Genomic DNA, 24010 nt, shown 5'->3' with positions numbered 1-24010 from the left:
AGCCGATGATCATGGGCGTCATGGTCAGTCCTCCCGAACCCTGATAATGCGAACGACGGGTCAGCTACTGCTGATCAGTCAAGCGTCAGCCTCGTTCAGCAGTGTGACTGGCAGGTGGCGATGAGGTTACTTCGCGAGGAAACGCCTGCAGGCGTACGTATCTGATTCAGCTTGTGTTTCAAGCTATTCGCATGATTTCGCGATGCCGCGCGTCGCAAATACCTGCTCACCACCCAACCCGGAAAGCTTCACTGCCGCACGACCCGCCCCATGCGAGGCTCGCTGTTCCTTGCTGCTTCAACTTCAACGATCGGTAGAAGCAGCTTGTCCAACAAGTAAAACCTCACGGCGCCGCAAATAGTCGACACTTCTTCCTTGCGTTGTCCCCTTCAACCATCAAGGACTTTCATGGACTACCGGCAACTAGGCGCATCGGGTTTCAGGGTTCCCGTGTTGAGTTTTGGCACAGGCACGTTTGGCGGCAAGGGCGAGCTGTTCAGCGCCTGGGGCAACACGGGCGTAGCGGAAGCCAAGCGACTTGTCGACATTTGCCTCGACGCCGGCCTCACCATGTTCGACAGTGCCGATGTCTATTCCGATGGCACCGCCGAGTCTGTGCTGGGTGAAGCCATCAAGGGGCGTCGCGACAAGGTGCTCATTTCCACCAAGGCTACCTTCCGCTCCGGCGAAGGTCCCAACGACGTCGGCTCCTCGCGCTTCCACCTGATCAATGCTTGCGACGCGGCGCTTAAACGTCTGGGCACCGACTACATCGACCTCTTCCAGCTGCATGGCTTCGACGCCATGACGCCGATCGAAGAGACGCTATCCACCCTCGACGACTTGATACGCAGCGGCAAGATCCGCTACGTGGGCGTCTCCAATTTCTCAGGCTGGCACCTGATGAAGTCGCTCGCGGTAGCGGATCGCCATGGCTACCCGCGCTACGTGGCCAACCAGACCTACTACTCGCTGATCGGTCGCGACTATGAGTGGGAACTGATGCCGCTGGGTCTCGACCAGGGCATCGGCGCCGTCGCCTGGAGTCCGCTCGGCTGGGGTCGCCTCACCGGCAAGCTGCGCCGCGGCGCTCCCCTGCCCGCCCAAAGCCGACTGCATAAGACCGCCGACATTGGGCCGCCTGTTGCCGAGGAATATCTCTATCGCGTGATCGACGCACTGGACGAAGTGGCCGCCGAAACCGGCAAAAGCGTGCCACAAATTGCGCTGAACTGGCTGCTGCAGCGCCCTACCGTTTCCACCGTGGTGATTGGCGCACGCAACGAGGAACAGTTGCTACAGAATCTCGGCGCGGTTGGCTGGAACCTCAGTCGCGAACACATTGCGCGACTCGACGCGGCCAGTCAGGTGACGCCGGCGTATCCGTATTGGCATCAGCGCATCTTTGAAGAGCGCAATCCGTCGCCGGTGTAAGCGCCACCCGGATTAGATCAAGCCCAGCACGGATAGTGCCGGGCTCGATCTTGGCGAGCATACGGAAGGCTCAGGGCGCGCTGAGCGCCTGATCCACCATGGCCTGCGCTTCTTCCAGCAACTGCTGCAGGTGAGCTTCGTCCTTGAAGCTCTCCGCGTAGATCTTGTAGATGTCTTCGGTACCCGAGGGACGCGCGGCAAACCAGCCGTTGGCGGACGCCACCTTGATGCCACCGATCGATGCATGATTGCCCGGCGCGCGATCGAGCACGCTTTCGATCTTTTCGCCGGCAAGCTGAGTGCTCTTCACCTGCTGCGGCGACAGCTTGGAGAGCCGCGCCTTCTGCTCCACATTGGCGGGCGCATCGACACGCTCAGACAGCGGGCTACCAAGCGCATCGGTCATCTGACGGTACAGCTCACCCGGATCGCGGTTGGTGCGCGCGGTGATTTCTGCCGCCATCAGCGCGGCGGCGATGCCATCCTTGTCGGTGCTCCACACGGTGCCATCCTTGCGCAGAAAGGAAGCGCCGGCGCTTTCTTCGCCGCCAAACCCCAGTGAGCCGTCGAACAAGCCATCGACGAACCACTTGAAGCCCACCGGCACTTCGTACAGACGGCGACCAAGACGCTTGGCCACGCGATCGATCATTGCCGTACTCACCAGCGTCTTGCCGACCGCCGCATCGCTCTTCCACTGCGGACGATGCTGGTACAGGTAGTCCACCAGCACGGAGAGATAGTGATTGGGCAACATCAGGCCGCTGCTGCGCGTGACGATGCCGTGGCGGTCGTGATCGGTGTCGCAGGCAAACGCCACGTCGTAGCTGCCCTTGAGGCCGATCAGGCGCTGCATGGCATGAGACGACGACGGATCCATGCGGATCTTGCCGTCCCAATCCACGCTCATAAAGCGGAAAGTGAAATCCACCACATCGCTGACCACGGTCAGGTCGATGCGGTAACGCTCGGCAATAGGCGCCCAATAGTGCACGCCGGCACCACCCAGCGGATCCACACCGAGATGCACGCCGCTGCCTCGGATGGCATCGAAGTCAATCACATGGGCCAGATCGCTCACATAGGCCGCGACAAAGTCGTGTTCGCGCGTGGTGGACGCGCGCATGGCCTGAGCGAAGGGCACGCGGCGCACTTCGCGCAGACCACCTTCAATCAGTGCATTGGCGCGCTTCTGGATCCAGCCGGTGACATCGGTATCTGCAGGGCCACCATTAGGCGGGTTGTACTTGAAGCCACCACCATCCGGTGGATTGTGCGACGGCGTCACCACGATGCCATCGGCGAGGCCGCTGTCGCGACCACGGTTGTAGGTAAGAATGGCGTGGGAAATCGCCGGCGTGGGCGTGTATTCGCCGCCTTTCGCCACCAGGGTCTGCACGCCGTTGGCGGCCAGCACTTCCAGTGCGCTTTCAAACGCGGGCTGTGACAGCGCATGCGTATCGATGCCGATATAGAGCGGGCCATCGATACCCTGCTCGGCACGGTATTCGCAGATCGCCTGGGTAATCGCCAGCACGTGCCATTCATTGAAGCTGCGCTCGAACGAACTGCCACGATGGCCCGACGTGCCAAATGCCACGCGCTGGCTGGCGACACCCGGTTCAGGCTTCAAATCGATATAGGCGTCACGCAGCCGGGCAACATCGACCAGCATCGTTTCGGGGGCCGGCTTTCCGGCAAGCGGGCTGAGTCGGTTGCTCATGCAGTCACTTGTTCAATGGGTGGAGGAAAACGGTGTATTGACGGATGCCACACTCAGGGCTGTCAAGCTCAGCGCAGTTGGCTGTCCTTGCTGCCACGGCGGTTGTAGCCGCTGAAGGCCGCCTCGTCATCATGCGCCGTTTGGCACGCCACACACAGGCGCACACCGGGCACCGCCTCACGCCGCGCAGCAGGAATGACTGCGTCACACTCTTCGCAGTGCGTGAGCCCCGGCCCCTTCTTCAGCTGGCTGCGCGCACGCTTGACCGCATCTTCCACGGTTGCGTCGATCTGATCTTGTACGGCGCCGTCGCCGGCCCAGCCCGTTGCCATGGTCGCCTCCCGCATACAGTGGCGATGCGCCCGTGGGCGCCAAAGGCATGCCCTCGGCAGGGGCATGTTCAACCACTATGGAGGCAGGAGCACCTTTTTCACACCCCACGCGAAATGGGCGTTCAGTTAAGGCAATACTGATTAAGTATCGCCTTAAAGACGCTTGCTCAGAAAGTAACGCGCGCCACCCACCGGGTGGTCAGGAATTTCCCCGAACACCGCATAGCCCTGCTTCTCGTAGAAGCCACGGGCCTGGAACGCAAAGGTATCGAGCCAGGCGCCGATGCAGCCGCGCTCACGCGCGATGTCCTCGGCGCGGCGCAGCACAGCGCTGCCCACGTTATGGCCACGCATGGACTCAGGCACGACGAGCAGGTCGACGTGCAGCCAATCGAGCGCCGTTTCGCCCCACAAGCCACCCACCGTGTGGCCACTTTCATCCTGCAGCGCGATCACCAGCGGGCGAATGTCGAGATCCGGCACCCTGTCACGGTTGTAGGCCTGCAGCGGAGCCGCGATGGCGTCCCGATCCGCGCCCGTCGGCTCCTCGATGCTGTGCAGTCGATATTCCATGACACGTTCCATAGCAGGGCCCGGCAGTGTAACCGGGTGCCATGGGCTCGCATGCCCCCTCAACGGGACGAGGCTCGCGTCAGCGCGGCGTGCCCTTGCTGGGCGACGCCTGCGGCGCAGGCAACGGGGCGATCTGGGCCACTTCCGCGGTGCCGTCGAAACCGCCGCCCAGCGCCTCGATCAGGCGAACGGAAATATCCGCCTGCTGACTCTCAAGCAATGCAAGCCGCTGCTGGGCTGCCAGCAGTTGCTGCCGACTGGTGAGTGGCGTGAGCGGCCCCCTCAGGCCACCCTGGTACGCCTTGAGGGCATCGTCCCAACTCTTCTGGGCATCATCCACCGAGCGTTTCTCCAGCACGATCTGCTGGCGAATCGAGGTGAGCGCAGACACCTCATCGGCCACATCGTTGATCGCACCAATCAGCAGCCCGTTGTAGCGCGCCACCAGTGCATCGTAGTCGGCGTCCGCCATGGCCAGGTGAGCACGACGCCGGCCACCGTCAAAGATGGGCAGGCTAAGTGCCGGCGCGAATGCATAGGTGCGAGCCGGCAACTGCAGCACGTTGGTGCTGGCACCCACGGCCACGAAGCCAGCCATGGCGGTCAGGCTGACGTTCGGCAGAAATTCCTTCTTGGCGGCCTTGATGTCCTTGTTGGCGGCCTCGATTTCCCATCGCGCAGCCACCAGGTCGGCGCGGCGACCCAACAGGTCGACCGGCAGCTTGTCGGGCAACACCGTTTCACCGCGGTCCGCGAGATGGGGCCGCTCGATGGCGAGACCGCGATCCGGCCCCTGCCCCAGCAACACAGACAGGCTGCTGCGTGCCGCGTCGATGGCGCGATCCGCCGCCACCTTCTGTTGCTCGGCACCGGCCAGCTGTGAATCCGCAAAATGTTCCTGCTGTGGCGTATCGAGACCGCCCTCGACACGGCGACGCGTCACCTCCAGCGTCTTGGTGGCGCGATCCAGTTCGGCGATGGCGACATCCTGCAAGGCAAATGCGTAGCTCAGACGCACGTAAGCACGTGCCACGTTGACCGACAGTTCGATGCGGGCGGCGTAAGCGTCGATCTCGGCGGCACGGCTGCGCCCAAGCGCAGCCTCCCATGCCGCTCGCTTGCCACCCCAAAGATCGAGATCCCACGAGAAGCCTGCCGTGATCGACTTGCTCCAGGCGAACGTGCCCAGCGCATAGATGGGATAGATGGGATCCTTTTCGGACAGTCGCGCACCGGTCATCGACACATCAAGCTGCGCCTGTGGCTGGCGCCCGGCGTTCAGGCCTTGGGCGACGGCCTGCGCCTGTCGTGCACGTGCCTGCGCCTGATCCAGACTGGGATTGTTCTTCAATGCCTCTTCGATCAGCGCCGTGAGTTGCGGATCGCCATAACTCACCCACCAGTCCTGCGAAGGCCAAGCGGTGGCACTCAGCTGCGCATCTTCCAGGCTGCGCTCGGACGTGAGGCTGACCGGGTCCTTCATGCTGCCGGTGGTATGCAGCCCACGACTGGTGACACAGCCAGTCAGAACGAGACAGAGTGCAATGGCTGCGGAGAGTGCGGAAGAGCGCATGACAGGGATTGTCCAGAAGAAAAAAACGGGCGTCGGTCGGTGCGCGAACTTCAGAACCTTGCGCTGACTACTGGCGGATGGACAGGCCATCCATGTGCGGCGTGAAGACACCTTTGGAGTGATTATATTGCCGCACCCGCCATGACGCACCGCAAAATCGGCAAACAGGCCGGCACGTTGAGCACGACCTATGTCCAATTGCATGCGCCACGTGAATACACGTCGACATGCTTGGCCTGCATGGCCGCCATGCTTACGCTGTGCTCACAACCCGCTTATTGACGCTGGTTTCGACAGATCATCCACAGGAGTGCCCCATGCCCCGCATCGCGTTCGCGACCGTCGTCTCCACCGACAACAACTACCTGCATCACGTCCACGCAGGGCACTTCCCACTGGACACCGACGAGCCGGCCAAGCTGGGCGGACAAGGCGCGGGGCCGGCGCCGTTCGACTATTACCTGGCCTCGCTCGCAGCGTGCACCGCCATCACGTTGCGCATGTACGCGCAACACAAGGGTTGGGATCTGGGGGAGTTTCGTGCGGAGCTGCAGCTCGAGCGTGACGACAACGGCCGCTTGCACGTTCATCGCACCCTGCACTCGAACCAGGCACTCACTGACGAGCAATGGCAGCGCCTGCTCGAGATCGTTACCAACACACCGGTGACCAAGGCCATGCGTGAAGGTGTCGAGATCACCAGTCAGCGTGGCTAATCACCTCGCGGCACAAGGCTGGAGGGATCAACGGCGGCGCCGCTGCGCCTACCTCATATAACAGCCATCACCGAGCCAGCCGGCAAGTATCGCAAGTACCTGCCGTTGCTGACAATGCGACTTCTTTCACCCGAACGTCACCTTCTTTCGTGAGACAGTGCCATGCGCGATATGAGGTCGCGCCCGGCAATGGATGTCTGATGGTCAGTGCAGCCCCGTGGTCGCAATGACACAACGGCAACGTAACGTACCGATGTTGGCGCTCATGAGCACCCAAGCCGGGCCACAGACCTGGCAGTGCTGCTCGACAAGTGTCTTTTGTTCGTTTGCACAAAGACCGGCCTACGCGAGCCGGAGCAAGTCAGGACAACCAAGGGGGAAAGACCATCATGGGGGAAGCTAAGGCGCTGCGCGCCTGGGCCAGCCAGCTGGCCGTCGGCGCTGCTTACGCACTGTGCTATGCATGGCTTCGCGAGGTTTCCGTATCGCATTGGAACCTGCCGGCGGGATTGCGCGTAGCCACCCTTTTGCTGGTCCCTTATCGCTACTGGCCCGCCATGCTGCTGGGCGAGCTTGTTCCTGTCGGTTTCCACGCCTGGCACTGTCAGGACGATTTTGGGTGGCGCTGGGCCTTGGTTGCGGCCATACCGCCTACCTGGCCACTCGCCGCCGTGGTGGCCTGGGCACGCCATCACGCAAGACTTTTCCTTGGCGGGCAGCAGGTCAATCTGACCATGTTGCTTGGGGTCATTCTCGCCGGCGCCGCGCTTACCGCCACTGACAATGCCCTGGTGCTGGCCGCAGTGCGCATGCCGCCAGGCGAAGCGCTGCCGGAGATCAATGCACACGTCATCTTCGGTTACTTCCTGGGCAATTACCTGGGTGCACTGGCTATTGCACCCACCGCCGTCGCGCTGAACCTCAAGCTCACCGCAAATACCGGCAAAGCAAACAGGGAGCCGCTATGGCGATGCCCGCTCGTGCGCGACTGCCTGATCGGCGTAGTCACCTCCCTGCTCGTACTCATGGGCCTGGTATTCAGCAGCCAGGGCGACAGCATGCAAGTGTTTCGCATTGCCATGTTCCTGCCCGTGGTGTGGCTGACCGCGCGACACGGCTGGCAAGGCGCCGCTCTGGGCGGCACGCTGGCAAGTTTCGCTGTCACGCTGACTTCATCGATCGTGCGTGACCCCGCCGTGATGCAAGCCCAGGCATTGATTGCCTTCGCCATTACTACGCTGCTGATGCTTGGATCGCGCATTGCGCATCAGGCGCATAGCGACCAATCGAACCGCGTTGACGTGCTGCGGGGGTTTCAGCTCGCCCAGCAAGGGCTCTATCTCGAAGAACTGCGTCTGCGTCAGGCAGCAGATGCGCTCGAGCACATTGGGCACAACATCCGCGAAAACCACAATCGACTATTGGACCGTCTTCGCCACGTGTTGCCATCGAACGAAGAGCGCACCTATGCAAAACAGGTGGCGCAAGCACAGCACGAGATGCATCGCCTCGCCAATGCACTCTACCCGCGCGGCTGGCGCGAGCGTGGCGTGCCGGCGACGTTGCGCGAAGGCCCATTCGCCCAGGCCATTCACATGGCGGGCGCCACTTATCAATGCGAGCTATCCGGCCGCGGCTTGAGCCAATTGGCGCCCGATGTGCACATGGCGCTGTATCGCCTCGCCTGCGAAGTATTGGTCTACGTTATGTCCCGTGGCCCCACACGTCATGTGCAGCTGCGCTTGCGTGGCGGCCTGACCCGCGGCAGGCGCTGGGTCGTGATGCGACTCACCGGCGAACTCGCCACCCTCAGCGAGGCCATGCATGATCCCGAAGGGCCGCTCGCACCCGGTGGAGAGCCCTGGAAACAAGCGATGACCCTGCTTGGCGCCAGCGGGCTTGGTATCTCCAGCATTCGTGATCGCACGCACATTTACGGCGGCGACGTGCACCTGCGCAATCAATCACACAGTGTCAGCGTGACCCTGTTGCTGCACGATTCGCTACGCAGTGCGGTAGTTTCACGGGGCGCCTCCAAGTAGAAGCGCCCCTCCCCTTCTCATTGTTGTTTAGTTGATACGGGAACTGCACTCAATCGGGTCTTTGCACTCGCCATTGGCGACGTACACGCCCACCGCACCGCCCGCCATCGGCGCCACCAGCACGTTCACTGACGCGTCGTGATAAACGACTTCACCCTTGGTGCCAGCTGCAGCGACCTGCGGCTCCTGGGGAGTGGCAACGCGCGCTGCGTCGGCACCCACCGGCAAGGTAAGGAAGTTGCCATTCGACTCCGCAAAAGCGGCGCGCACATGTCCGCCAAGATCATTGATCTGCACGTACCGGATACCGCTGCGTTCAAACACATAGACATGCCAATGCGGGCTGGCGCTCACATCCGTGGCATTCGGCCACGATTGACCCAGCCCGGTAGACGGCAGGCCGCCGCCGGCCAGGGCCTGAGTCGACACCGAGGTCGCTAGCAAAAGACCCAGGGCTGCAAAACGCCAAAACCGCCTATTCGATACATGCTGCATGTGCTTTCCCTCCATAGCTCCATTGTGTATCCCTGGATGCCTCAGGCATCCAACCCTTTGAACGCAACAACGCCGACCCATGCGACATCGGGCCGGCGGCCCACTGAATGTGCCTTATCCCCGACACCCAGCGTAAGTGCCCGACTCCCCTCACTGATCACGCCGGGACCACACCCCACGGAGTGATCATGACGACGACATCGTCCCCATGACGTTTCCGACAAACCTCCCCTCACAGTCATGTCGAGCCAGCCAGCACTTCCGACCACGATGACCGAGATCCGGATCACCGCACACGGTGGACCGGAAACTTTGCAGCCGTTCACAGCCGCCGTTCCCAAGCCCGCCCCGGGAGAACTACTGGTTCGCGTCGCCGCTGCCGGCGTGAATCGGCCAGACGTTTTGCAGCGCGCCGGACATTACCCGCCGCCGCCCGGCGTCAGCCCCATTCCGGGGCTCGAGGTTGCAGGTACGGTGGCGGCACTGGGCGAAGGTGTCGTTGGTTTCGCCCTGGGCGACGCCGTGTGCGCCTTGACCAACGGCGGCGGTTACGCCGAGTACTGCAGCATTCCCTTCGGGCAAGTGCTACCCACCCCCAAGGGACTGACGATGGTGCAGGCGGCAGCCATCCCCGAAACGTTTTTTACGGTATGGGTCAACCTGTTCGAGATGGGGCGAGCCCACCGGGGAGAGATTGCACTGATCCACGGCGGCACCAGCGGCATTGGCACGACAGCACTGATGTTGTGTCGCGAGTTTGGCATCCGCGCTTTCGCCACGGCCGGCGGCGCGGAAAAGTGCGAGGCGATCCGGGAGCTGGGTGGCGAGCCCATCAACTACCGGCACGAAGCGTTTGCGGAAGTCGTGCTTGCCAAAACCGATCGCCATGGCGCCGACGTCATTCTCGACATCATGGGCGCGAACTATTTCGAGGACAACCTCACTGCGCTGGCTCGCGACGGGCGCCTGCTGATCATCGGCTTTCTGGGCGGCGCCGTGGCCCAGCAAGTCAATTTGCAGGCTATCGCCATCAAGCGCGCCGTTGTAACCGGCTCGACTCTGCGTAGCCGCACCCGTCGCGAGAAAGCGGCCATCGCGGAATCGCTACACACTCATGTATGGCCCGCACTGACGGAAGGACGTTGTGTGCCGATCATCCACGCGGTTTATCCGCTGGCGCGCGCGGCAGACGCACATCGGGAAATGGAGTCCAGTCAGCACATTGGCAAAATTGTGCTGGAGGTCAGTCACAGGCAATCACCCTAGCCGGCCATCGCGCGCGGCAAGGTCATCGTTTCACTGGCGACTTTTAGTAGACCACTGCCTCGAGATGTGCAGCCGTAGGCAAGGGCGTGCGTCCACGGGTGGTTTCCACCATTTCTTCCATCTGGCGGCGAGCTTCCCTGATCTGCATTTCACCGGCCGGGTGGCGACGCAGCTGCGCACGAAGCAGCTCTACTTCCTGCTGCAGCAGCGCGTTCTGCTCCAGCAGCTCATCGCAAGCTCGCGAGAGCAGGTCGCTTTCTCTATCCCATTCCATAGCAGGCACCACCGTCTTGCCGTGGGATAACCAAGCTGCATCCAGTACCGTTAAGCCAGCGTGACCCTTTGGCTAAGATTTTCGCGCCGCCTTGATGTTTGACAGGTGTACGCTCCCTTCATGGTCAAATCGCACACCGAACTCGACCAGATGCTGGACGCCCTGGATGCGTCCATTCCCCGGCTGGTGCAAAACAAGCCCAGGGCCGACGACTTCTGGGCCAGCTTCATGAGCATGGCCAATGCCATTCAGGATCGCGCCGGCCCGAACGACCACGGCTGGGTGTGTGACCGCCTGGACGCCATCCAGGTCAAGCATCACCTGATGCCGCCAGCGGACCAGATCTAGGGATGCCCTGATTAAATCCCCGTGCCCGTCACCGCACGGTAGGCGCGCAACGCACAGTCACGCCGTCGAAGGCAGGCTGGTTGCCTGTCGAGGCGGCGGGGCGAAGCGTTGCGCGCCTACCGTGCGGGCCCAACAGTTTGAAGGTAAATGAAGGGGTGACATCCAGAAGGCCCACAGGCGGCGGCGCGCGACTTGAACAGACGGCCAGTCTGCCCCGCGTCACGCACCACCGCCTGTAGGCCTTCTGGATGTCATGCCGGGCACGGGGATTTAATCAGGGCATCCCTAGGTCGGCAACCGCACGGTCGTTTCAATGCCAGACCAGCACAGGTATATCGCAGCTCAGCATGACCTTGTGCGTCACGCTGCCGAGCAGGATGCGCTCCAGGCCCTGGAACCCGCGCGACCCCATCACGATCAGGTCGCACTGATGCTTGGCGGCTGTCGCCACGATGGCCACATAGGGGCGCAGGTCAAACACATACTCCGTTTCGCAGGAGACTCCGGCAGCGGCGGCACGCCTGCTGACCTCATCGAGAAATTCCTGCGCGCGCTTTTTTGAGACATCGGTGTAACAGCCACGCGACTGAAGCAGCTCGGAGACATAGCTCACCGTATTCAGCGGTGGAAGCACGTGAACGCCATAGACCTTGGCCTGCAACTGACTTGCCAGCTGGATACCGGCATCTACCGCCCTCAATGCATGCTCAGAACCATCCACCGGCAGAAGAATGTTCTTGAACATTTCGTTGCCTCCCTTGGCTTCCTGGCTCAAGTGTAGTCCCGCCATGTCGGCGTGACGTACACGATAAGCGCCACCTCGCGAGTGCGACAGCCAGGGCAGTCACCCCGTGGCAGATTGACGCCGACACCCCTCAAGGCGCCGCTGGGCTTCTAATCTCCAATGACAGGGCCGCATCCGTGACAGGTCATACACAGAACCTGCGCAACGCTACGGGGCGGCATTCATGTCCCGCCTCAATCCGCCGCCCAGACGGCCTTCAGCGAGGGTCCCATGTACAAGCACATTCTCATTCCCACCGATGGCTCCGAACTTTCTTTGCGCGCAGCCAAAGCCGGCATCGAACTGGCCAAGTTGTGCAAAGCAAAGGTAACCGCCATCCAGGTGGTCGCGCCCTACCAAGCCATCGCCTATATGGGCTCACTGCTCGCGGCCACCGAGTACGCCTACAACGAACAAGCCCAGACCAATGCCGAGCATTACCTGGACGAGGTAAAAGCCATGGCTGCCGCAGAGGGCGTTGCCTTCGACAGCGAGATCCTCTCCAACGACCAGCCGTGGGAGGCCATCGTCAAAACGGTTGCCGCCAAACAGTGCGACCTGATCGTGATGGGGTCGAATGGCCGGCGCGGCATGACACGGCTATTGCTTGGCAGCGAAACCCACAAGGTGTTGCTGCGCAGCGAAGTGCCTGTGCTGGTGTGTCACTGACACCAGCCATCCAGACGCTCGATTGACAGGCTCAGTCGCCATGAACGCTTCTTCCGCCGTTACCTCGCCACCGCCCGGCGCGCCCACCGATGTACTCGCACTGGTGTCGTCATGCTCCCCGTGGAGCCCTGCCACTCATGTCGCCGTTGCGCTGGCGGCGGATTTTGGTGCCCTTCTGACCGGCTGTTACGTGGATCCATCATTGCGCACGCAGCAAGGCGGCGAGGCCGAACCATCCGTGCTAGCACTGCTAATGGACCTGCCTCACGAAAACTCCAGGGAACGTGAGGATTTCCATGAACTGGCGCGGCGAGCCGGCGTGCCTCATGCCTTGTGGACAGCCACGCGCACGGGCATCGCACGCACGCTTCGGCAGCTCGGCGCATGGCACGACCTTGCCGTCATTGAGCGCGACATGGTGAACGAGGGTGACGCCTTCGATGTGCTGAGCGAGGCACTACTGACTTGCCGCACCACCTGCCTGCTGCTCCCACCCGCATGGCAGGGCCAGCTGCGCCCCACCCGCGTGGTCATCACATGGAATGGCAGCATCGAGTCGGCACGAGCCATTCATGCCGCACTTCCCTTCGCCCGACTGGCGGAGGAGGTCTGGTTGATCGATGGTGAAACGCCAGAGTACGACGATGACCAGGAACGCGCCCCGCATGTCGATCCGCAAACCTGGCTTGCCCATCACGGCATCAAGGCGCGCACTCGCCGCATACACACCACCCCGCATGAAGCGGGGGCCGCGCTGCTGCAGGAAGTCCATCAAATGCGGGCCGACCTGCTGGTGATGGGTGCCTATGGTCGCTCCCGGGTGCGCGAACGCGTACTGGGTGGCGCCACCCGACACATTCTTCAGAACGCCAGCGTGCCGGTATTGATGCGGCACTAGCTGGACTGATCGCGCGCTTACCAGACCCTGGCGACCACTGCGCAGGTCGCGACAAGGATTGCTTCATGCACCCAACGATGTTCTACAGCTGCCATGGCGCGGCCAAGCAAGTCACAGGCTCATGCCATCTCGTTCGCTGCGGCGAACGGCAAGTTCTGATCGACTGCGGCATGTTCCAGGGCACCCGTGAGGAAGAACAAGCCAATAGCGAGCCGTTCGGATTCGACCCGGCAAACGTCGACGCTCTGCTGCTGACGCACGCACACCTGGATCACTGCGGCCGCATTCCGCGCCTGGTGCGGCAAGGTTTTCGCGGCCCCATCCTGGCGACAGCCGCCACCCGCGACCTGGCACGCATCGTCCTGCTCGACGCCGCGCGCATCCAGGAAGAAGACGCTGCACGCGCGGAACGCAGCGGGCGACGGCGCGGCGACGCTGCGTCACAACCCATCTCGACGCTCGATGACGCCTTTAGCGCACTGGAGCGATTCGCCGATCCCGTCGCCTATGGCGAAACGGTGAAGGTGGCGCCAGGCATCGAGGCTCAGTTTCTCGATGCCGGACACATCCTCGGCTCGGCCAGCATTCTGCTGACGCTGAACGACGGGCAGGAAACTCGTCGCATCGTATTGTCAGGCGACCTGGGCAGCCCCGGCCGCCCCATTCTGCGCGACCCCACACCCGCGCCGGCGGCAGACTACGTGGTCATGGAAAGCACTTATGGCGACCGTGATCACCGCGCCCTGCCCGACTCCGTCGATGAACTGTACGAAGCGATAAACGACACCCTGCGTCGCGGCGGCAACGTGATCATCCCCACTTTCGCGCTGGAGCGTACCCAGGAGGTGCTTTACTACCTGCACCAGGGCATTCGCCAGCAACGCATCCCGCCGCACACACCCGTGTTTCTCGATTCGCCCATGGCGATCTCCGTGACCGAAATGTTCCGACGCCACCCGGAATGCTTCGACGATGAGTTCACCGAAGTACTGCGTCACGACGACCCTTTCGCTATCCCCAACTTGCGCTTTTCCCGCGAAACGTCGGATTCGATGGCCATCAACCGGATTGAAGGCGGCGCCATCATTATGGCCGGCTCGGGCATGTGCAATGGCGGGCGTATACGTCATCACTTGCGCCATAACCTCTGGCGCGGAAAAAGCAGCGTCGTCTTCGTAGGCTATGCCGCCGAAGGCACACTGGCCCGCCGCATCGTCAACGGCGCCAAGCGAGTGCAGATTTTTGGCGAAGACATCGCGGTCAACGCCCGCATCTGGACCATCAACGGCTTTTCAGCCCACGCGGGCCGCGCCGAACTGATGGACTGGCTGGGCAATCAGCCACGACGCGGAGTTTTTCTTGTGCATGGCGAATATGAGCGCGGCATGCAGTCACTGGAAGAACATATGGCGTCGCAAGGCATCCCGGTTCGCGTGCCTGGCAAAGGTGAGCCGATACTTCTGGATTGAACGCAAGGCCCCAGCCTCCGCAATCAAAGTCCGGGGCTCAGCCTTCTTTATCCAGCCGCAGATCGTTGAACTTGCGTCGCTCGATCAACGCGATCACCTTGCCATGTTCGTCACGGCGAAAGATCAGCAGATTGCGTTCGTCGTCGCTGCTCATGAACACATCCTTCGCGATGGGCTCCAGCACATGAGGCTGACCGCCAGGGCGAGTGGCACATTGAAGCGCGCCATGATCATCGGTGATGGTCCACGCCCGTTGGGGGCCATAGCGAAACGTGCCGACGTAGTCGCCAGGCACAAGACCAGGCACATCGAGCTTCGGTGGCGGCGTGGGTATCGTCACGTCCTGATAGCCAGCCACCTTCCATGCATCACCCTGCTTCACAAACGTAAGCAACGACTGGTACCGCACCACGAGGTTCTGGCCAAATATGGTTTCCCGCTCGTACTCCTCGACCTGGAGCAAGGCGGTATTGCCGTATTGCCACGCGTGCGCGTTGCGCAGCTCGATGCTGCCGGAGAAACCGGTGGGAAAGGGGTGCAGCGATGCTACTGAATCCGCCTTGTTGGCGATCCTGCCAAACTCGTCGATGATCACGGCGTCTTCGGTCAGCGCCTTTTGCCAGGCAATCTTGTCGCCGACAGGCAAGGCATCAACCAGGTTCTGCGTGGTCTTCAGTAATTGATCGCGCAGGGCAGCCGACGCTTCGGCGGCATGTGCGGGCGCGAGGCAAGCCGTCAACGCGGCACCAGCCAGGAAGCAAGCAAGCGACGACATACGCATGGCGACACCTCCTCAGGGTGGACAGAGCATGCCTTCGTTCTTGCCTGCCCACCCGTGCATGAAGTCATTGTTCGCCAGGATCCATCTCAAACCGGGATGCCTTATCCATTGCCCGTCGTTCCCGCGAAAGCGGGAATGACGTTTGGTTCTATGGGCAACTTTTAACCTTCAAATAGGCTCTAATGGAAATCCCGCGAACGGGTATCCAGCGACCCCAGCAACTCGCTCAGATCATGCAATCGGTGAGCGATAAGGTGACTTACCCCATCCGCCTGCTCCCAGCGACCATCCACGCCCAGCAAGCGCGACTCGAGGAAGATGCGCCGCTGACGCTCGGCGACGTGACTCCACACCACCACATTGATGGGGCCGAACTCGTCTTCGATGGTGATGAAGGTGACGCCGCTGGCGGTTTGCGGCCGTTGACGCTGTGTCACCAGCCCGGCAGCACGCACCAAGCTGGCATGCGGCCGACTATGCAGGCTGCGTGAGTCCATGCATCGCGCCGCGCGCAAGCGTGCGCGAATCTGCTGCAACGGATGCGGCCCCAAGCTGAGCCCCATGCGCGCGTAGTCGGCCAGCGTACTCTCGCCCTGCGACGGTGGCGGCAAAGCCACATCTTCTTCTTTCGGGCTGGCATGGCCGAACAACGGTAGCTGTACCTCGATGCCTGCCATCGCCCAGCGCGCGCGATGGCGATGACCGACCAGCCCGCGTAGTGCGTCGGCTTCTGCCAGGGCTTCCTGGTGATGACGATTGAGGCCCGCACGCGCGCACAAATCAGCCACGTCCTCGAAAGGCCGCTGCGCACGCACTACCACCAACTGCTCCATCACTTGTTGTTGGCAACCACGCACCTGCCGAAACCCCAGCCGCAGCGCAAAGCCGCCGCGTGATAACGGATCAGGCTCGAGCGTGTTGTCCCAATCGCTGTGGCGCACATCCACCGGCCGCACCTTGATGCCGTGACGCTGTGTGTCCTGCACGATCTGGCTGGGGCCGTAGAAGCCCATCGGCTGCGCATTGAGCAGCGCACAGATGAAAGCCGCGCGGTAATGACATTTGAGCCAGCAGCTGGCGTACACCAGCAAGGCAAAACTCGCCGCATGGCTTTCAGGAAAACCATAGGACCCGAAGCCCTTGATCTGCTCAAACAGGCGTGCGGCGAAATCTGGCGTAAACCCGTTCTTCAGCATGCCGGCCATCAATCGTTGGCGATGGATCTCCATGTCGCCATTGCGCCGCCATGCCGCCATGGAACGGCGCAACTGATCCGCCTCGCCCGGCGTGTAATCGGCAGCCTCAATGGCCAGCTTCATTACCTGTTCCTGGAACAGCGGCACACCCAGGGTGCGCTCAAACACGCTACGCAACTTCTCCGAGGGATAAGTGACATCCTCCTCGCCACGCTTGCGACGCAGGTACGGATGCACCATGTCGCCCTGAATGGGACCGGGCCGCACGATGGCCACCTGGATCACCAGGTCGTAGAAATTTTCTGGCCGATGCCGCGGCAACATCGCCATCTGCGCACGTGATTCGATCTGGAACACGCCAATGGTGTCGGCACGCTGGATAAGGTCGTAGGTGGGTCTATCGTCCGGCGGAATCGATGCCAGCGTTTCTCCCACCCCGTGATGCTGCTTCAGCAGGTCGAGGCATTTGCGGATACAGGTGAGCATACCCAACGCCAGGCAATCCACCTTGAGCAGGCGCATGGTGTCCAGATCATCCTTGTCCCACTGGATGATGGTGCGATCAGGCATCGAGGCATTTTCGACCGGCACCAGATGCGACAGCGGCTGGTCGGAGATGACGAAGCCACCGACGTGCTGCGACAGATGGCGCGGGAAACCGATCAGCTCCGCAGTAAGCATGAGCACACGGCGCAATAGCGGGCTCTCAGGATCAAAGCCGCGCTCCCGCAGGCGATCGTCTACCGGATCGTCACCATCCTGCCAGGCAAAGGTGCGCGACAGCAGGTCGATCTGATCGGACGGCAAGCCGAGGGCACGCGCCACGTCGCGCACGGCGCTGCGGCCGCGATAGCTGATCACCGTAGCGGCCAACGCGGCACGCTCGCGGCCGTACTTCTCGTAAATGTGCTGAATGACCTCTTCGCGCCGCTCGTGTTCGAAATCGATATCGATATCCGGTGGCTCGTTGCGCTCGGCGGAGATGAAGCGCTCGACCAGCAGCGTGGTCGTGGCGGGGTCCACTGCGGTCACGCCGAGTGCGTAGCAGACCGCCGAATTCGCCGCCGACCCACGCCCCTGACAGAGGATGTCCTTGCTGCGGGCGTACGCCACGATCTCCTGTACGGTGAGGAAGTACGACTCGTATTCAAGCTGCTCGACCAGCGCCAACTCGTGCTCGATCTGCTCCCGCACCTTGCGCGGCTCGCCCTGCGGCCAACGCCAGCGGACACCCTCCTCTGTCAATTGTCGCAGCCAGGTGGTCGGCGTATATCCCGCAGGCACCAGCTCAGCGGGATAGCGGTATTTGAGGTCGGTCATCACAAAATGGCAGCGCTCGGCGATGCGCACGCTTTCGGCCATCAGCTCCACGGGATAGATCGCCGACAAAGCCTCACGTGTGCGCAGATGCCGCTCGCCATTGGGAAACAGCAGATCGCCAGCCTCGGCCACGGTGCGGTGATAACGGGTCGCCGTCATCACATCCTGCAGGGCGCGCCGCCGACGTACATGCATGTGCACATCGCCGGTCGCCACCATCGGCAACCCCAGCGATTTGGCGAGCGCACGCAATGCATCGAGGCGGCGCGCATCATTCGGACCATGATGCAGTTCGACTGCAAGCCAGAGCCGCTCATGGAACAGCGATTGCAACCATGAACCATCCGCCGGTTGTGGCTCAGCCTGCGGCAACCATAAGGCCAGCGTACCGGGTAAACCACCGGAAAAATCCTCACGCATCACGCGATACGAACCTTTTTCGGCAACGCGCCGGCCACGCGTAATGAGCGCGCACAACGCCGTGTAGCCCTCCAGGTTTTCGCACAGCAGCGCCAGTTTCGGACCGTCTTCGATCTGGAATTCAGCTCCAACGATCAGCGGCAAACCGGTGTCACGTGATGCTTCATAGGCGCGCACGATGCCAGCCAACGAACACTCGTCAGTGATGGCCAGCGCGCGATAGCCACATGCCTTCGCCCGCTCGAACAGCTCGCGCGCACTCGATGCGCCACGCTGGAACGAGAAATTCGACAGGCAATGCAGCTCAGCATAGTCAGGCATAGACATGCTTCCTCCGCTACTCCGCCGCTACTCCGCCGCCCCTCTCCGTCATTCCCGCGAAAGCGGGAATCCAGTGCCTTTGTTTTTGAGGCAAAAGTCGCTGGATGACCAGCTTTGCTGTTGTAAAGCGCCTCCCGCTTTCGCGGGAATGACGATTTCCTTGAAGACGCGTGCGAGTCATGTGAGTCATGCGAACCATCCATGCAGCATCCAGCCATCTTGCTCACCCGGCGCACAGAACACCCACGCGCACTGCCCCTGCGAGGTGCGCACCACGTAATAGTCACGCCGCATGTCGCCGCCATCCCACCAGCCGGTTTCGATGCGCTCGGGGCCGGCAAGCACTTCAGGTGGCGGACCGCGCAAGGGGTGTGGTGTGTCCAGCAGCCAGGTCGGGCGCGGCAACGTCTCGGGCGTGGTCGCTGCCTTCACATGCAACACATCGGATTGCGCTTTTTCAGGCCGCGGATCGACCGTGCGATGCAGATGCTGGATGGCCTGTTCGCCCAGCCGCGCACGCAGGCGTTCACGTAATTGCTCCAGCGGCACGGCATTCACCGGACGCGTATCGAACAGGTCACGGCCGGCCGGCACGAACGGTGGCAGCTCGCGCGCCACCAGCCGCATCGCCATGACGGGCTGCGGCAACTCGATGCGTTCGAGGCGCCCACGCGCGCAATCGAACAGCAAGGTGGCATCGCGCGCGGCGGTAAGCATGCCGACCGTTACGCGGGTGGGTGGCCCGCTGCGATGCTCCAGCTCCAGTTCGAAACGCTGCACGCCACCGTCGCGGCCGGCGAGATAGGCCGCCAGATCACTGGTAAGGCGACGAAGTGGAAACACCAGTGCCTCGACGTGCTCGATCTCGTGCGTCCACTCCATGCGCTGCTCAAACGCATCAGGCGGGCGATAGCTATCGATCGGTGTTGGCGCCTCACCGGTCAGTCGATCAAGCTGCGCCACCAGCTCCGCGCCGAAGCGGCGTTGCAGGCCCGCACGCGGTAGGCGGAACACCTGCCCCAGTGTGCGTATGCCCATCGAAGGCAGCCCTTGCGTGGCTTCGATCGGCAGGCGCGCACGCGCCATAGGTACGGGTGACAGTGCGTCACGCAGGATGTCCGGCGACATCACCGCAAGACCGTCATGCACGCCCGCCAGCACATAGGCGGCATGCGGTGTCGGCGCAAGCGCGATGCGATGCCGAAAACCGAGTTCCTGCAGATCCTCCCGCAGCAACGATTCAAAACGCGGCCATGGCCCGAACAGGTTAAGGCTGCGACTGACTTCCAATACCACCGCATGCGCATACAAGCCGACCTCGGCGCTATAGCGATACGCCCATGCTGCGAGCAATCGATGCCAACGCGCCTCGTCTTCCACATCGTGCTCGATCATCGCGAACTGCTGCAGCAAAGCCTGCGCCGCGACAAGCCGTTGTCCACGATAGATGCCCGCCGCGCGCGCCTGTGCATTGGCGGCGTGCACGATGCGCGCCTGTGCAGGGCCACTCACCAGCACCAGCGGCTCACCCGATGGCGGCCGTCGCCGGAGGACACCATCCAGCGCCAGTTGCGGCAGCAATATGCAAGCCCAGAGCATAGTGGCGCTCCGTCACGACCAGCCGGAAGCCAGCGGCACCGCGCTCACCGGCGGGTTGCCACCACGGCATTTGCGCACGCGCACCTGCCACGTGGGCGTGCTTTCCAGCTCCAGTCGCAAAGCCGCCGGCGAAGCCTGTACCGCATGGCGGCGATCACGAAACACAAAGGCCAGCGCCTTGCCGGTATCGGCCGCCACCTGCAGGCGGCGCAGGGAGCGATCATCCGCGTGCATGGGCCACGCCAGCACTGCAGCGCAGCTGGCCGAACGCAGGCATTGCTCGGCGGCCCACAGCACGTCGCGCTCATTCGCCCGCACGATATCCACGCGCGACATCACCACGCCGCGCGCCTCCCATCCCGCCACGTAAGGCACGTATGGCGGCGCGATCACCATCACCGTGCGCTCTTCGCGCGTCAGGCGTGCCAATGTGGGCAACACCAGTTGCAGCTCACCCACGCCATCGGCGGGCAGCAGGATTTCAGTCATCGCATGCTCGGGCCAGCCACCGGTCGGCAACATGGCGTCGAGCGTCGGCCAACCCGTCGGCTGGCTGCTCGATGGCAATGGAGCGGCTCGCCCTTGCCAGACCTGGCGACTGTGAATCAGCGAATCGAGGGCAAGAACCTGACCCATGGCGTGCCTCGCCTCTTAGCGCAGGGTACGAAGACAGCGTGTGACGACGCCCCAGACGCTGAGCGTCTCGCCCTCGCGGAACACGATGGGCTTGAAGTGCGCGTTCTCCGGCAGCAACGCGATGTGCCCATCCACCCTGCCCAGGCGCTTGATGGTCAGCTCGTTGTTGACCACGGCCACCACGATATCGCCCTGCCGTGGCGACAACGCGCGATCCACCAGCACCTCGTCACCGTCGAAGATGCCGGCGCCGATCATCGACCAGCCCGACACACGAATGATGAAAGTGCTCGGCTCGTGGCCTGGCAGCACCAGGTGTTCGTTGAGATCGACCACCTCATCGACGTCATCCTCCGCCATCGAAGGCACGCCGGCAGGCACGCGGCTGAGAAACGCGGTGAGCGCCACCGTGGAAGGCGTCAGCGACACGGGGCGCGGCGCCTCCAGCGTGGTGTTGCTGCGATACGCCTCCAGGTAGGCCAGCACGGTGGGCACCTGGCTTTCAGGCACACGGACGCGCTGACTGGGCTCACCAGCCGGTCGACCGGCTCCCGGGCGACGTCCACCGTGTTCTATAGGAGACATGAGCAATCTTGATTGTCGGGACGGTAATCAAGATACCACGCCGCCGCTCTCATTTCCTGAGATACAACGCCGAATTTCACTTACATCCGAAGATGGCAGGGAACTTAAGAAATGAATAAAATCAGCCACTTGACGAGCCCGCATCGTAGACCCGCCCTTTCCACCGGGAGCGCACACCACGCCAGTAGCGAATGGCCGAGCTCCACGTCATGCCGAGGTACAAACCCGCCCCCAACGGCAGCAACAAGGTCCACCACAGGGGCATCCGGTAGTACCGCAGCATGGGCAAGTAGCCCAGCATCATGGCCACCAGGGCAAGCCAGGCGAACGGCCAGGCATGAGGCACCCCCAACAGCACCAACGGCGCACCATAAGCCAGCAGGAACAGCGCGGTGACCACCAGCAGCAGCGCGGTTGAATAACCCAGCTGGGTGAACGCCGAGCGAGCCACCATGCGATGGATCGAAGCGAAGCTGCCATAGGGCCGCAGGCTCACAACGTCACGACTCAGCCCGATCCATGTACGCCCACCTGCCCGCTTGACCAACTTCGCCAGCGCGCAATCGTCGATCAACGCATCATGCAGGCTGGCGAATGCGCCGATGCGATCCAGCATGTCCGTGTCCACCAGAATGCAGCCACCGGCACCCGCTGCCACCAGCGTGGAACGCGAGTTGGAAATGGCGAACGGATAAAGCAGCTTGAAGTAGTAGACGAAGGCGGGTAGCAGCAGGCGATCCCAGAAGCTGGTGCGGCGCAGGTCCGCCATGATCGAGACGAACTGCCGCCGCTCGCGCTGCTTGTGACTTAGCAAGGTCGAAAGCATGCCAGGGCGCAGCTCGATGTCCGCATCCAGCAGCAAGGTCAGTGGCGTGCGCACATACCGCCTGCCCTGCTCCAGTGCCCATAGCTTGCCGGCCCAGCCATCCGGCAAGGGCGCGCCGGAAATCACTCGAATGTTTGGAAAGGTGCTCGCTATCGCTGCCGTATCATCGATCGACTGATCGTCGATCACGATGATCTGCAGGCCCGGGCCCTGGGCCTGTAACCCGTGCAGCGTCGTGCCGATCACATCAGCTTCGTTGCGCGCAGGGATCAACACGGTGATGTCGTCGAAGCGCACGCTCAACGACAGGTCCGCCTCGAGATGCTCGCGCGTGCTCCACGGTCGCCACGGCACAAGCAACACCCCCAGCCACATCACGGCCGGAGCAATGGCACAAAGAATCAGCCACATGGACAAGGCCCCTTCAAGACCCGCGACACACCCCACCGTCATTCCCGCCTACGCGGGAATGACGGCAAGGGAAATCCGTGGGCCAGTAGATGCATTTAGGCGCTCAGCGCCCAACGTCCACTTCCGTGGTCGAGCTGCGACGCTGGATAGCGCTCACCGGAATATGGATGGCCGTAGCATCAGCGCGATCGCCGTAGAGCACCGGCAGGTCGGGAGCCATGGCGCCTTCGGTGCGCGGACCGAACGTCGCCACGCGCGCCGCCTTCAGCGGATGAGCGAACGTATCGTTCACCGCGCTTCCCTCGAACCCGCAGTGGGCCATGCAGTTATCGCACTTGGGATTGATGCCGACGCCGTACTTGTCCCAGTCCGTACCTTCCATCAGCTCCTTGTAGGAGCTGGCATAGCCTTCATCCACCAACAGATAGCACGGTTTCTGCCAACCGAAGACGTTGTAGGTAGGGTTGGACCACGGTGTGCACTGGTAATTCTGGTTACCCGCAATGAAATCGAGGAACATCGACGACTGGTTGAACACCCATTTACTCTTGCGCTGCTTGCCGATACGAAAGATGTCGCGGAACAGATTCTTGCTCTCGGTGCGCCCAAGAAACACATCCTGACGCGGTGCATGCTGGTAGCTGTAGCCGGGCGAGACGGTGATGCCTTCGATGCCCAGCGACATGGCGAAATCAAAGAACTCGGCAATCTCTTCCGGGTTCTCGTTGTTGAACAGCGTGCAATTGATGGTGACGCGGAAGCCACGCGACAGGGCCAGCTTGATCGCCGTCACCGCCTTGTCGAACACACCTTCCATGCACACCGACGCGTCATGGCGTTTCTCCAGGCCGTCCAGATGAATCGACCAGGTGAAATACGGCGAGGGCATGTATTCATCGATGTGCTTGGGTAGCAGCACCGCGTTCGTACACAGGTAAACGAATTTCTCTCGCGCAATGATGCCCTGCACGATCTGCGGCAGATCCTTGTGGATAAGCGGCTCGCCACCGGGAATGGACACCACTGGCGCGTCGCATTCGTCCACCGCGCGAAGCGCATCCTCCACGCTCATGCGCTTCTGCAGAATTTCCTTGGGGTAATCAATCTTGCCGCATCCGGCGCAAGCCAGATTGCACTGGAATAATGGCTCCAACATCATCGCCAACGGATAACGCGCCTGACCACTCATCTTTTTGCCGATGATGTAGCTCGCGATCTTGACCTGCTGAATCAGAGGAATGCCCAAAGGATTCTCCTCGCCGCATCTCGCCGGATTCTTCGATCCGACCTGTGCGGGTATCAGGGTGACGAATATCTAT

General features: G+C 62.2%; 22 protein-coding genes. 8 read left to right on the top strand and 14 right to left on the bottom strand.

Features of this window, described 5'->3' with window-relative positions:
• The first annotated feature begins 408 nt into the window (after nucleotides 1–408).
• Nucleotides 409–1434 carry an aldo/keto reductase gene (locus AC0GUR_RS09150; RefSeq protein ID WP_472877148.1) on the top strand — a complete coding sequence of 342 codons (1026 nt, stop codon included), beginning with the start codon at nucleotides 409–411 and terminating at the stop codon, nucleotides 1432–1434.
• Nucleotides 1435–1504: 70 nt separating this feature from the next.
• On the opposite strand, the gene pgm is transcribed toward AC0GUR_RS09150, so the two are convergent.
• The 4 genes from pgm to AC0GUR_RS09130 form a co-directional block, all read right to left on the bottom strand.
• Nucleotides 1505–3157 (bottom strand): phosphoglucomutase (alpha-D-glucose-1,6-bisphosphate-dependent), encoded by a 1653-nt coding sequence (gene pgm / locus AC0GUR_RS09145; protein ID WP_472877147.1) that lies wholly within the window; start codon nucleotides 3155–3157, stop codon nucleotides 1505–1507.
• A gap of 68 nt (nucleotides 3158–3225) precedes the next feature.
• The gene (locus AC0GUR_RS09140; RefSeq protein ID WP_472877146.1) at nucleotides 3226–3489 is read right to left on the bottom strand and encodes a DksA/TraR family C4-type zinc finger protein; all 264 of its coding nucleotides are present in this window, start codon (nucleotides 3487–3489) and stop codon (nucleotides 3226–3228) included.
• Nucleotides 3490–3642: 153 nt separating this feature from the next.
• On the bottom strand, nucleotides 3643–4062 hold the full coding sequence (locus AC0GUR_RS09135; RefSeq protein WP_472877145.1) for a GNAT family N-acetyltransferase: 420 nt from the start codon (nucleotides 4060–4062) through the stop codon (nucleotides 3643–3645).
• Nucleotides 4063–4141: 79 nt separating this feature from the next.
• Nucleotides 4142–5635, bottom strand: coding sequence for an efflux transporter outer membrane subunit (locus AC0GUR_RS09130; protein WP_472877144.1), 1494 nt, complete (start codon nucleotides 5633–5635; stop codon nucleotides 4142–4144).
• A 326-nt stretch (nucleotides 5636–5961) separates the two neighbouring features.
• Between AC0GUR_RS09130 and AC0GUR_RS09125 the strand changes: the two genes are divergently transcribed.
• Together AC0GUR_RS09125 and AC0GUR_RS09120 are read left to right on the top strand one after the other, a co-directional pair.
• Complete coding sequence (locus AC0GUR_RS09125; protein ID WP_472877370.1) at nucleotides 5962–6351, top strand: OsmC family protein; 390 nt, start codon at nucleotides 5962–5964, stop codon at nucleotides 6349–6351.
• Between the two features lie 389 nt (nucleotides 6352–6740).
• Nucleotides 6741–8393, top strand: a complete 1653-nt coding sequence (locus AC0GUR_RS09120) for an MASE1 domain-containing protein (RefSeq protein WP_472877143.1) — start codon at nucleotides 6741–6743, stop codon at nucleotides 8391–8393.
• Between the two features lie 27 nt (nucleotides 8394–8420).
• Here AC0GUR_RS09120 and AC0GUR_RS09115 read toward each other — a convergent pair whose 3' ends face one another.
• Nucleotides 8421–8822 (bottom strand): hypothetical protein, encoded by a 402-nt coding sequence (locus AC0GUR_RS09115; protein ID WP_472877142.1) that lies wholly within the window; start codon nucleotides 8820–8822, stop codon nucleotides 8421–8423.
• A 336-nt stretch (nucleotides 8823–9158) separates the two neighbouring features.
• Here AC0GUR_RS09115 and AC0GUR_RS09110 point away from each other — a divergent pair, with 336 nt between their 5' ends.
• Nucleotides 9159–10154, top strand: a complete 996-nt coding sequence (locus AC0GUR_RS09110; protein ID WP_472877141.1) for an NAD(P)H-quinone oxidoreductase — start codon at nucleotides 9159–9161, stop codon at nucleotides 10152–10154.
• Nucleotides 10155–10197: 43 nt separating this feature from the next.
• Here AC0GUR_RS09110 and AC0GUR_RS09105 read toward each other — a convergent pair whose 3' ends face one another.
• Nucleotides 10198–10428, bottom strand: a complete 231-nt coding sequence (locus tag AC0GUR_RS09105; protein ID WP_472877140.1) for a hypothetical protein — start codon at nucleotides 10426–10428, stop codon at nucleotides 10198–10200.
• Nucleotides 10429–10548: 120 nt separating this feature from the next.
• Here AC0GUR_RS09105 and AC0GUR_RS09100 point away from each other — a divergent pair, with 120 nt between their 5' ends.
• Nucleotides 10549–10776, top strand: coding sequence for a hypothetical protein (locus AC0GUR_RS09100; protein ID WP_472877139.1), 228 nt, complete (start codon nucleotides 10549–10551; stop codon nucleotides 10774–10776).
• Between the two features lie 310 nt (nucleotides 10777–11086).
• On the opposite strand, the gene AC0GUR_RS09095 is transcribed toward AC0GUR_RS09100, so the two are convergent.
• A complete protein-coding gene (locus tag AC0GUR_RS09095; RefSeq protein WP_472877138.1) occupies nucleotides 11087–11521 on the bottom strand; it encodes a universal stress protein in 435 nt (144 codons plus the stop codon).
• Between the two features lie 270 nt (nucleotides 11522–11791).
• On the opposite strand from AC0GUR_RS09095, the gene AC0GUR_RS09090 reads away from it, so the two are divergent.
• From AC0GUR_RS09090 to AC0GUR_RS09080, 3 genes are all read left to right on the top strand, one after another.
• A complete protein-coding gene (locus AC0GUR_RS09090) occupies nucleotides 11792–12229 on the top strand; it encodes a universal stress protein (RefSeq protein ID WP_472877137.1) in 438 nt (145 codons plus the stop codon).
• Between the two features lie 40 nt (nucleotides 12230–12269).
• Complete coding sequence (locus AC0GUR_RS09085; RefSeq protein WP_472877136.1) at nucleotides 12270–13127, top strand: universal stress protein; 858 nt, start codon at nucleotides 12270–12272, stop codon at nucleotides 13125–13127.
• Between the two features lie 65 nt (nucleotides 13128–13192).
• A complete protein-coding gene (locus AC0GUR_RS09080; protein WP_472877135.1) occupies nucleotides 13193–14596 on the top strand; it encodes an MBL fold metallo-hydrolase RNA specificity domain-containing protein in 1404 nt (467 codons plus the stop codon).
• 37 nt (nucleotides 14597–14633) lie between these two features.
• On the opposite strand, the gene AC0GUR_RS09075 is transcribed toward AC0GUR_RS09080, so the two are convergent.
• The 7 genes from AC0GUR_RS09075 to hpnH form a co-directional block, all read right to left on the bottom strand.
• Nucleotides 14634–15377, bottom strand: a complete 744-nt coding sequence (locus AC0GUR_RS09075; protein WP_472877134.1) for a nuclear transport factor 2 family protein — start codon at nucleotides 15375–15377, stop codon at nucleotides 14634–14636.
• Nucleotides 15378–15556: 179 nt separating this feature from the next.
• Entirely contained in the window at nucleotides 15557–18634 is a 3078-nt protein-coding gene (locus AC0GUR_RS09070) for an error-prone DNA polymerase (RefSeq protein WP_472877133.1), read from the bottom strand.
• Between the two features lie 186 nt (nucleotides 18635–18820).
• Nucleotides 18821–20233, bottom strand: a complete 1413-nt coding sequence (locus tag AC0GUR_RS09065; protein WP_472877132.1) for a Y-family DNA polymerase — start codon at nucleotides 20231–20233, stop codon at nucleotides 18821–18823.
• Between the two features lie 12 nt (nucleotides 20234–20245).
• Complete coding sequence (imuA, locus tag AC0GUR_RS09060; protein WP_472877131.1) at nucleotides 20246–20869, bottom strand: translesion DNA synthesis-associated protein ImuA; 624 nt, start codon at nucleotides 20867–20869, stop codon at nucleotides 20246–20248.
• 15 nt (nucleotides 20870–20884) lie between these two features.
• Nucleotides 20885–21454, bottom strand: coding sequence for a LexA family protein (locus tag AC0GUR_RS09055; protein WP_472877130.1), 570 nt, complete (start codon nucleotides 21452–21454; stop codon nucleotides 20885–20887).
• Nucleotides 21455–21575: 121 nt separating this feature from the next.
• Nucleotides 21576–22691, bottom strand: coding sequence for a glycosyltransferase (locus AC0GUR_RS09050; RefSeq protein WP_472877129.1), 1116 nt, complete (start codon nucleotides 22689–22691; stop codon nucleotides 21576–21578).
• 103 nt (nucleotides 22692–22794) lie between these two features.
• Entirely contained in the window at nucleotides 22795–23937 is a 1143-nt protein-coding gene (gene hpnH / locus AC0GUR_RS09045; protein ID WP_472877128.1) for an adenosyl-hopene transferase HpnH, read from the bottom strand.
• Nucleotides 23938–24010 lie beyond the last annotated feature (73 nt).

This window comes from Dyella sp. PARNA 12/25, from assembly GCF_055702865.1.
The sequence above is the reverse complement of the archived record's forward strand: the minus strand, read 5'-3'. Positions and strand labels throughout refer to the sequence as shown.

Bases quoted from the DNA above. Each gene is read 5' to 3' on its own strand.
- AC0GUR_RS09150 (WP_472877148.1), top strand. From the start codon at position 409: ATGGACTACCGGCAACTAGGCGCATCGGGTTTCAGGGTTCCCGTGTTG.
- pgm (WP_472877147.1), bottom strand. From the start codon at position 3,157: ATGAGCAACCGACTCAGCCCGCTTGCCGGAAAGCCGGCCCCCGAAACG.
- AC0GUR_RS09140 (WP_472877146.1), bottom strand. From the start codon at position 3,489: ATGGCAACGGGCTGGGCCGGCGACGGCGCCGTACAAGATCAGATCGAC.
- AC0GUR_RS09135 (WP_472877145.1), bottom strand. From the start codon at position 4,062: ATGGAATATCGACTGCACAGCATCGAGGAGCCGACGGGCGCGGATCGG.
- AC0GUR_RS09130 (WP_472877144.1), bottom strand. From the start codon at position 5,635: ATGCGCTCTTCCGCACTCTCCGCAGCCATTGCACTCTGTCTCGTTCTG.
- AC0GUR_RS09120 (WP_472877143.1), top strand. From the start codon at position 6,741: ATGGGGGAAGCTAAGGCGCTGCGCGCCTGGGCCAGCCAGCTGGCCGTC.
- AC0GUR_RS09110 (WP_472877141.1), top strand. From the start codon at position 9,159: ATGACCGAGATCCGGATCACCGCACACGGTGGACCGGAAACTTTGCAG.
- AC0GUR_RS09105 (WP_472877140.1), bottom strand. From the start codon at position 10,428: ATGGAATGGGATAGAGAAAGCGACCTGCTCTCGCGAGCTTGCGATGAG.
- AC0GUR_RS09100 (WP_472877139.1), top strand. From the start codon at position 10,549: ATGGTCAAATCGCACACCGAACTCGACCAGATGCTGGACGCCCTGGAT.
- AC0GUR_RS09095 (WP_472877138.1), bottom strand. From the start codon at position 11,521: ATGTTCAAGAACATTCTTCTGCCGGTGGATGGTTCTGAGCATGCATTG.
- AC0GUR_RS09090 (WP_472877137.1), top strand. From the start codon at position 11,792: ATGTACAAGCACATTCTCATTCCCACCGATGGCTCCGAACTTTCTTTG.
- AC0GUR_RS09085 (WP_472877136.1), top strand. From the start codon at position 12,270: ATGAACGCTTCTTCCGCCGTTACCTCGCCACCGCCCGGCGCGCCCACC.
- AC0GUR_RS09080 (WP_472877135.1), top strand. From the start codon at position 13,193: ATGCACCCAACGATGTTCTACAGCTGCCATGGCGCGGCCAAGCAAGTC.
- AC0GUR_RS09075 (WP_472877134.1), bottom strand. From the start codon at position 15,377: ATGCGTATGTCGTCGCTTGCTTGCTTCCTGGCTGGTGCCGCGTTGACG.
- AC0GUR_RS09070 (WP_472877133.1), bottom strand. From the start codon at position 18,634: ATGCCTGACTATGCTGAGCTGCATTGCCTGTCGAATTTCTCGTTCCAG.
- AC0GUR_RS09065 (WP_472877132.1), bottom strand. From the start codon at position 20,233: ATGCTCTGGGCTTGCATATTGCTGCCGCAACTGGCGCTGGATGGTGTC.
- imuA (WP_472877131.1), bottom strand. From the start codon at position 20,869: ATGGGTCAGGTTCTTGCCCTCGATTCGCTGATTCACAGTCGCCAGGTC.
- AC0GUR_RS09055 (WP_472877130.1), bottom strand. From the start codon at position 21,454: ATGTCTCCTATAGAACACGGTGGACGTCGCCCGGGAGCCGGTCGACCG.
- AC0GUR_RS09050 (WP_472877129.1), bottom strand. From the start codon at position 22,691: ATGTGGCTGATTCTTTGTGCCATTGCTCCGGCCGTGATGTGGCTGGGG.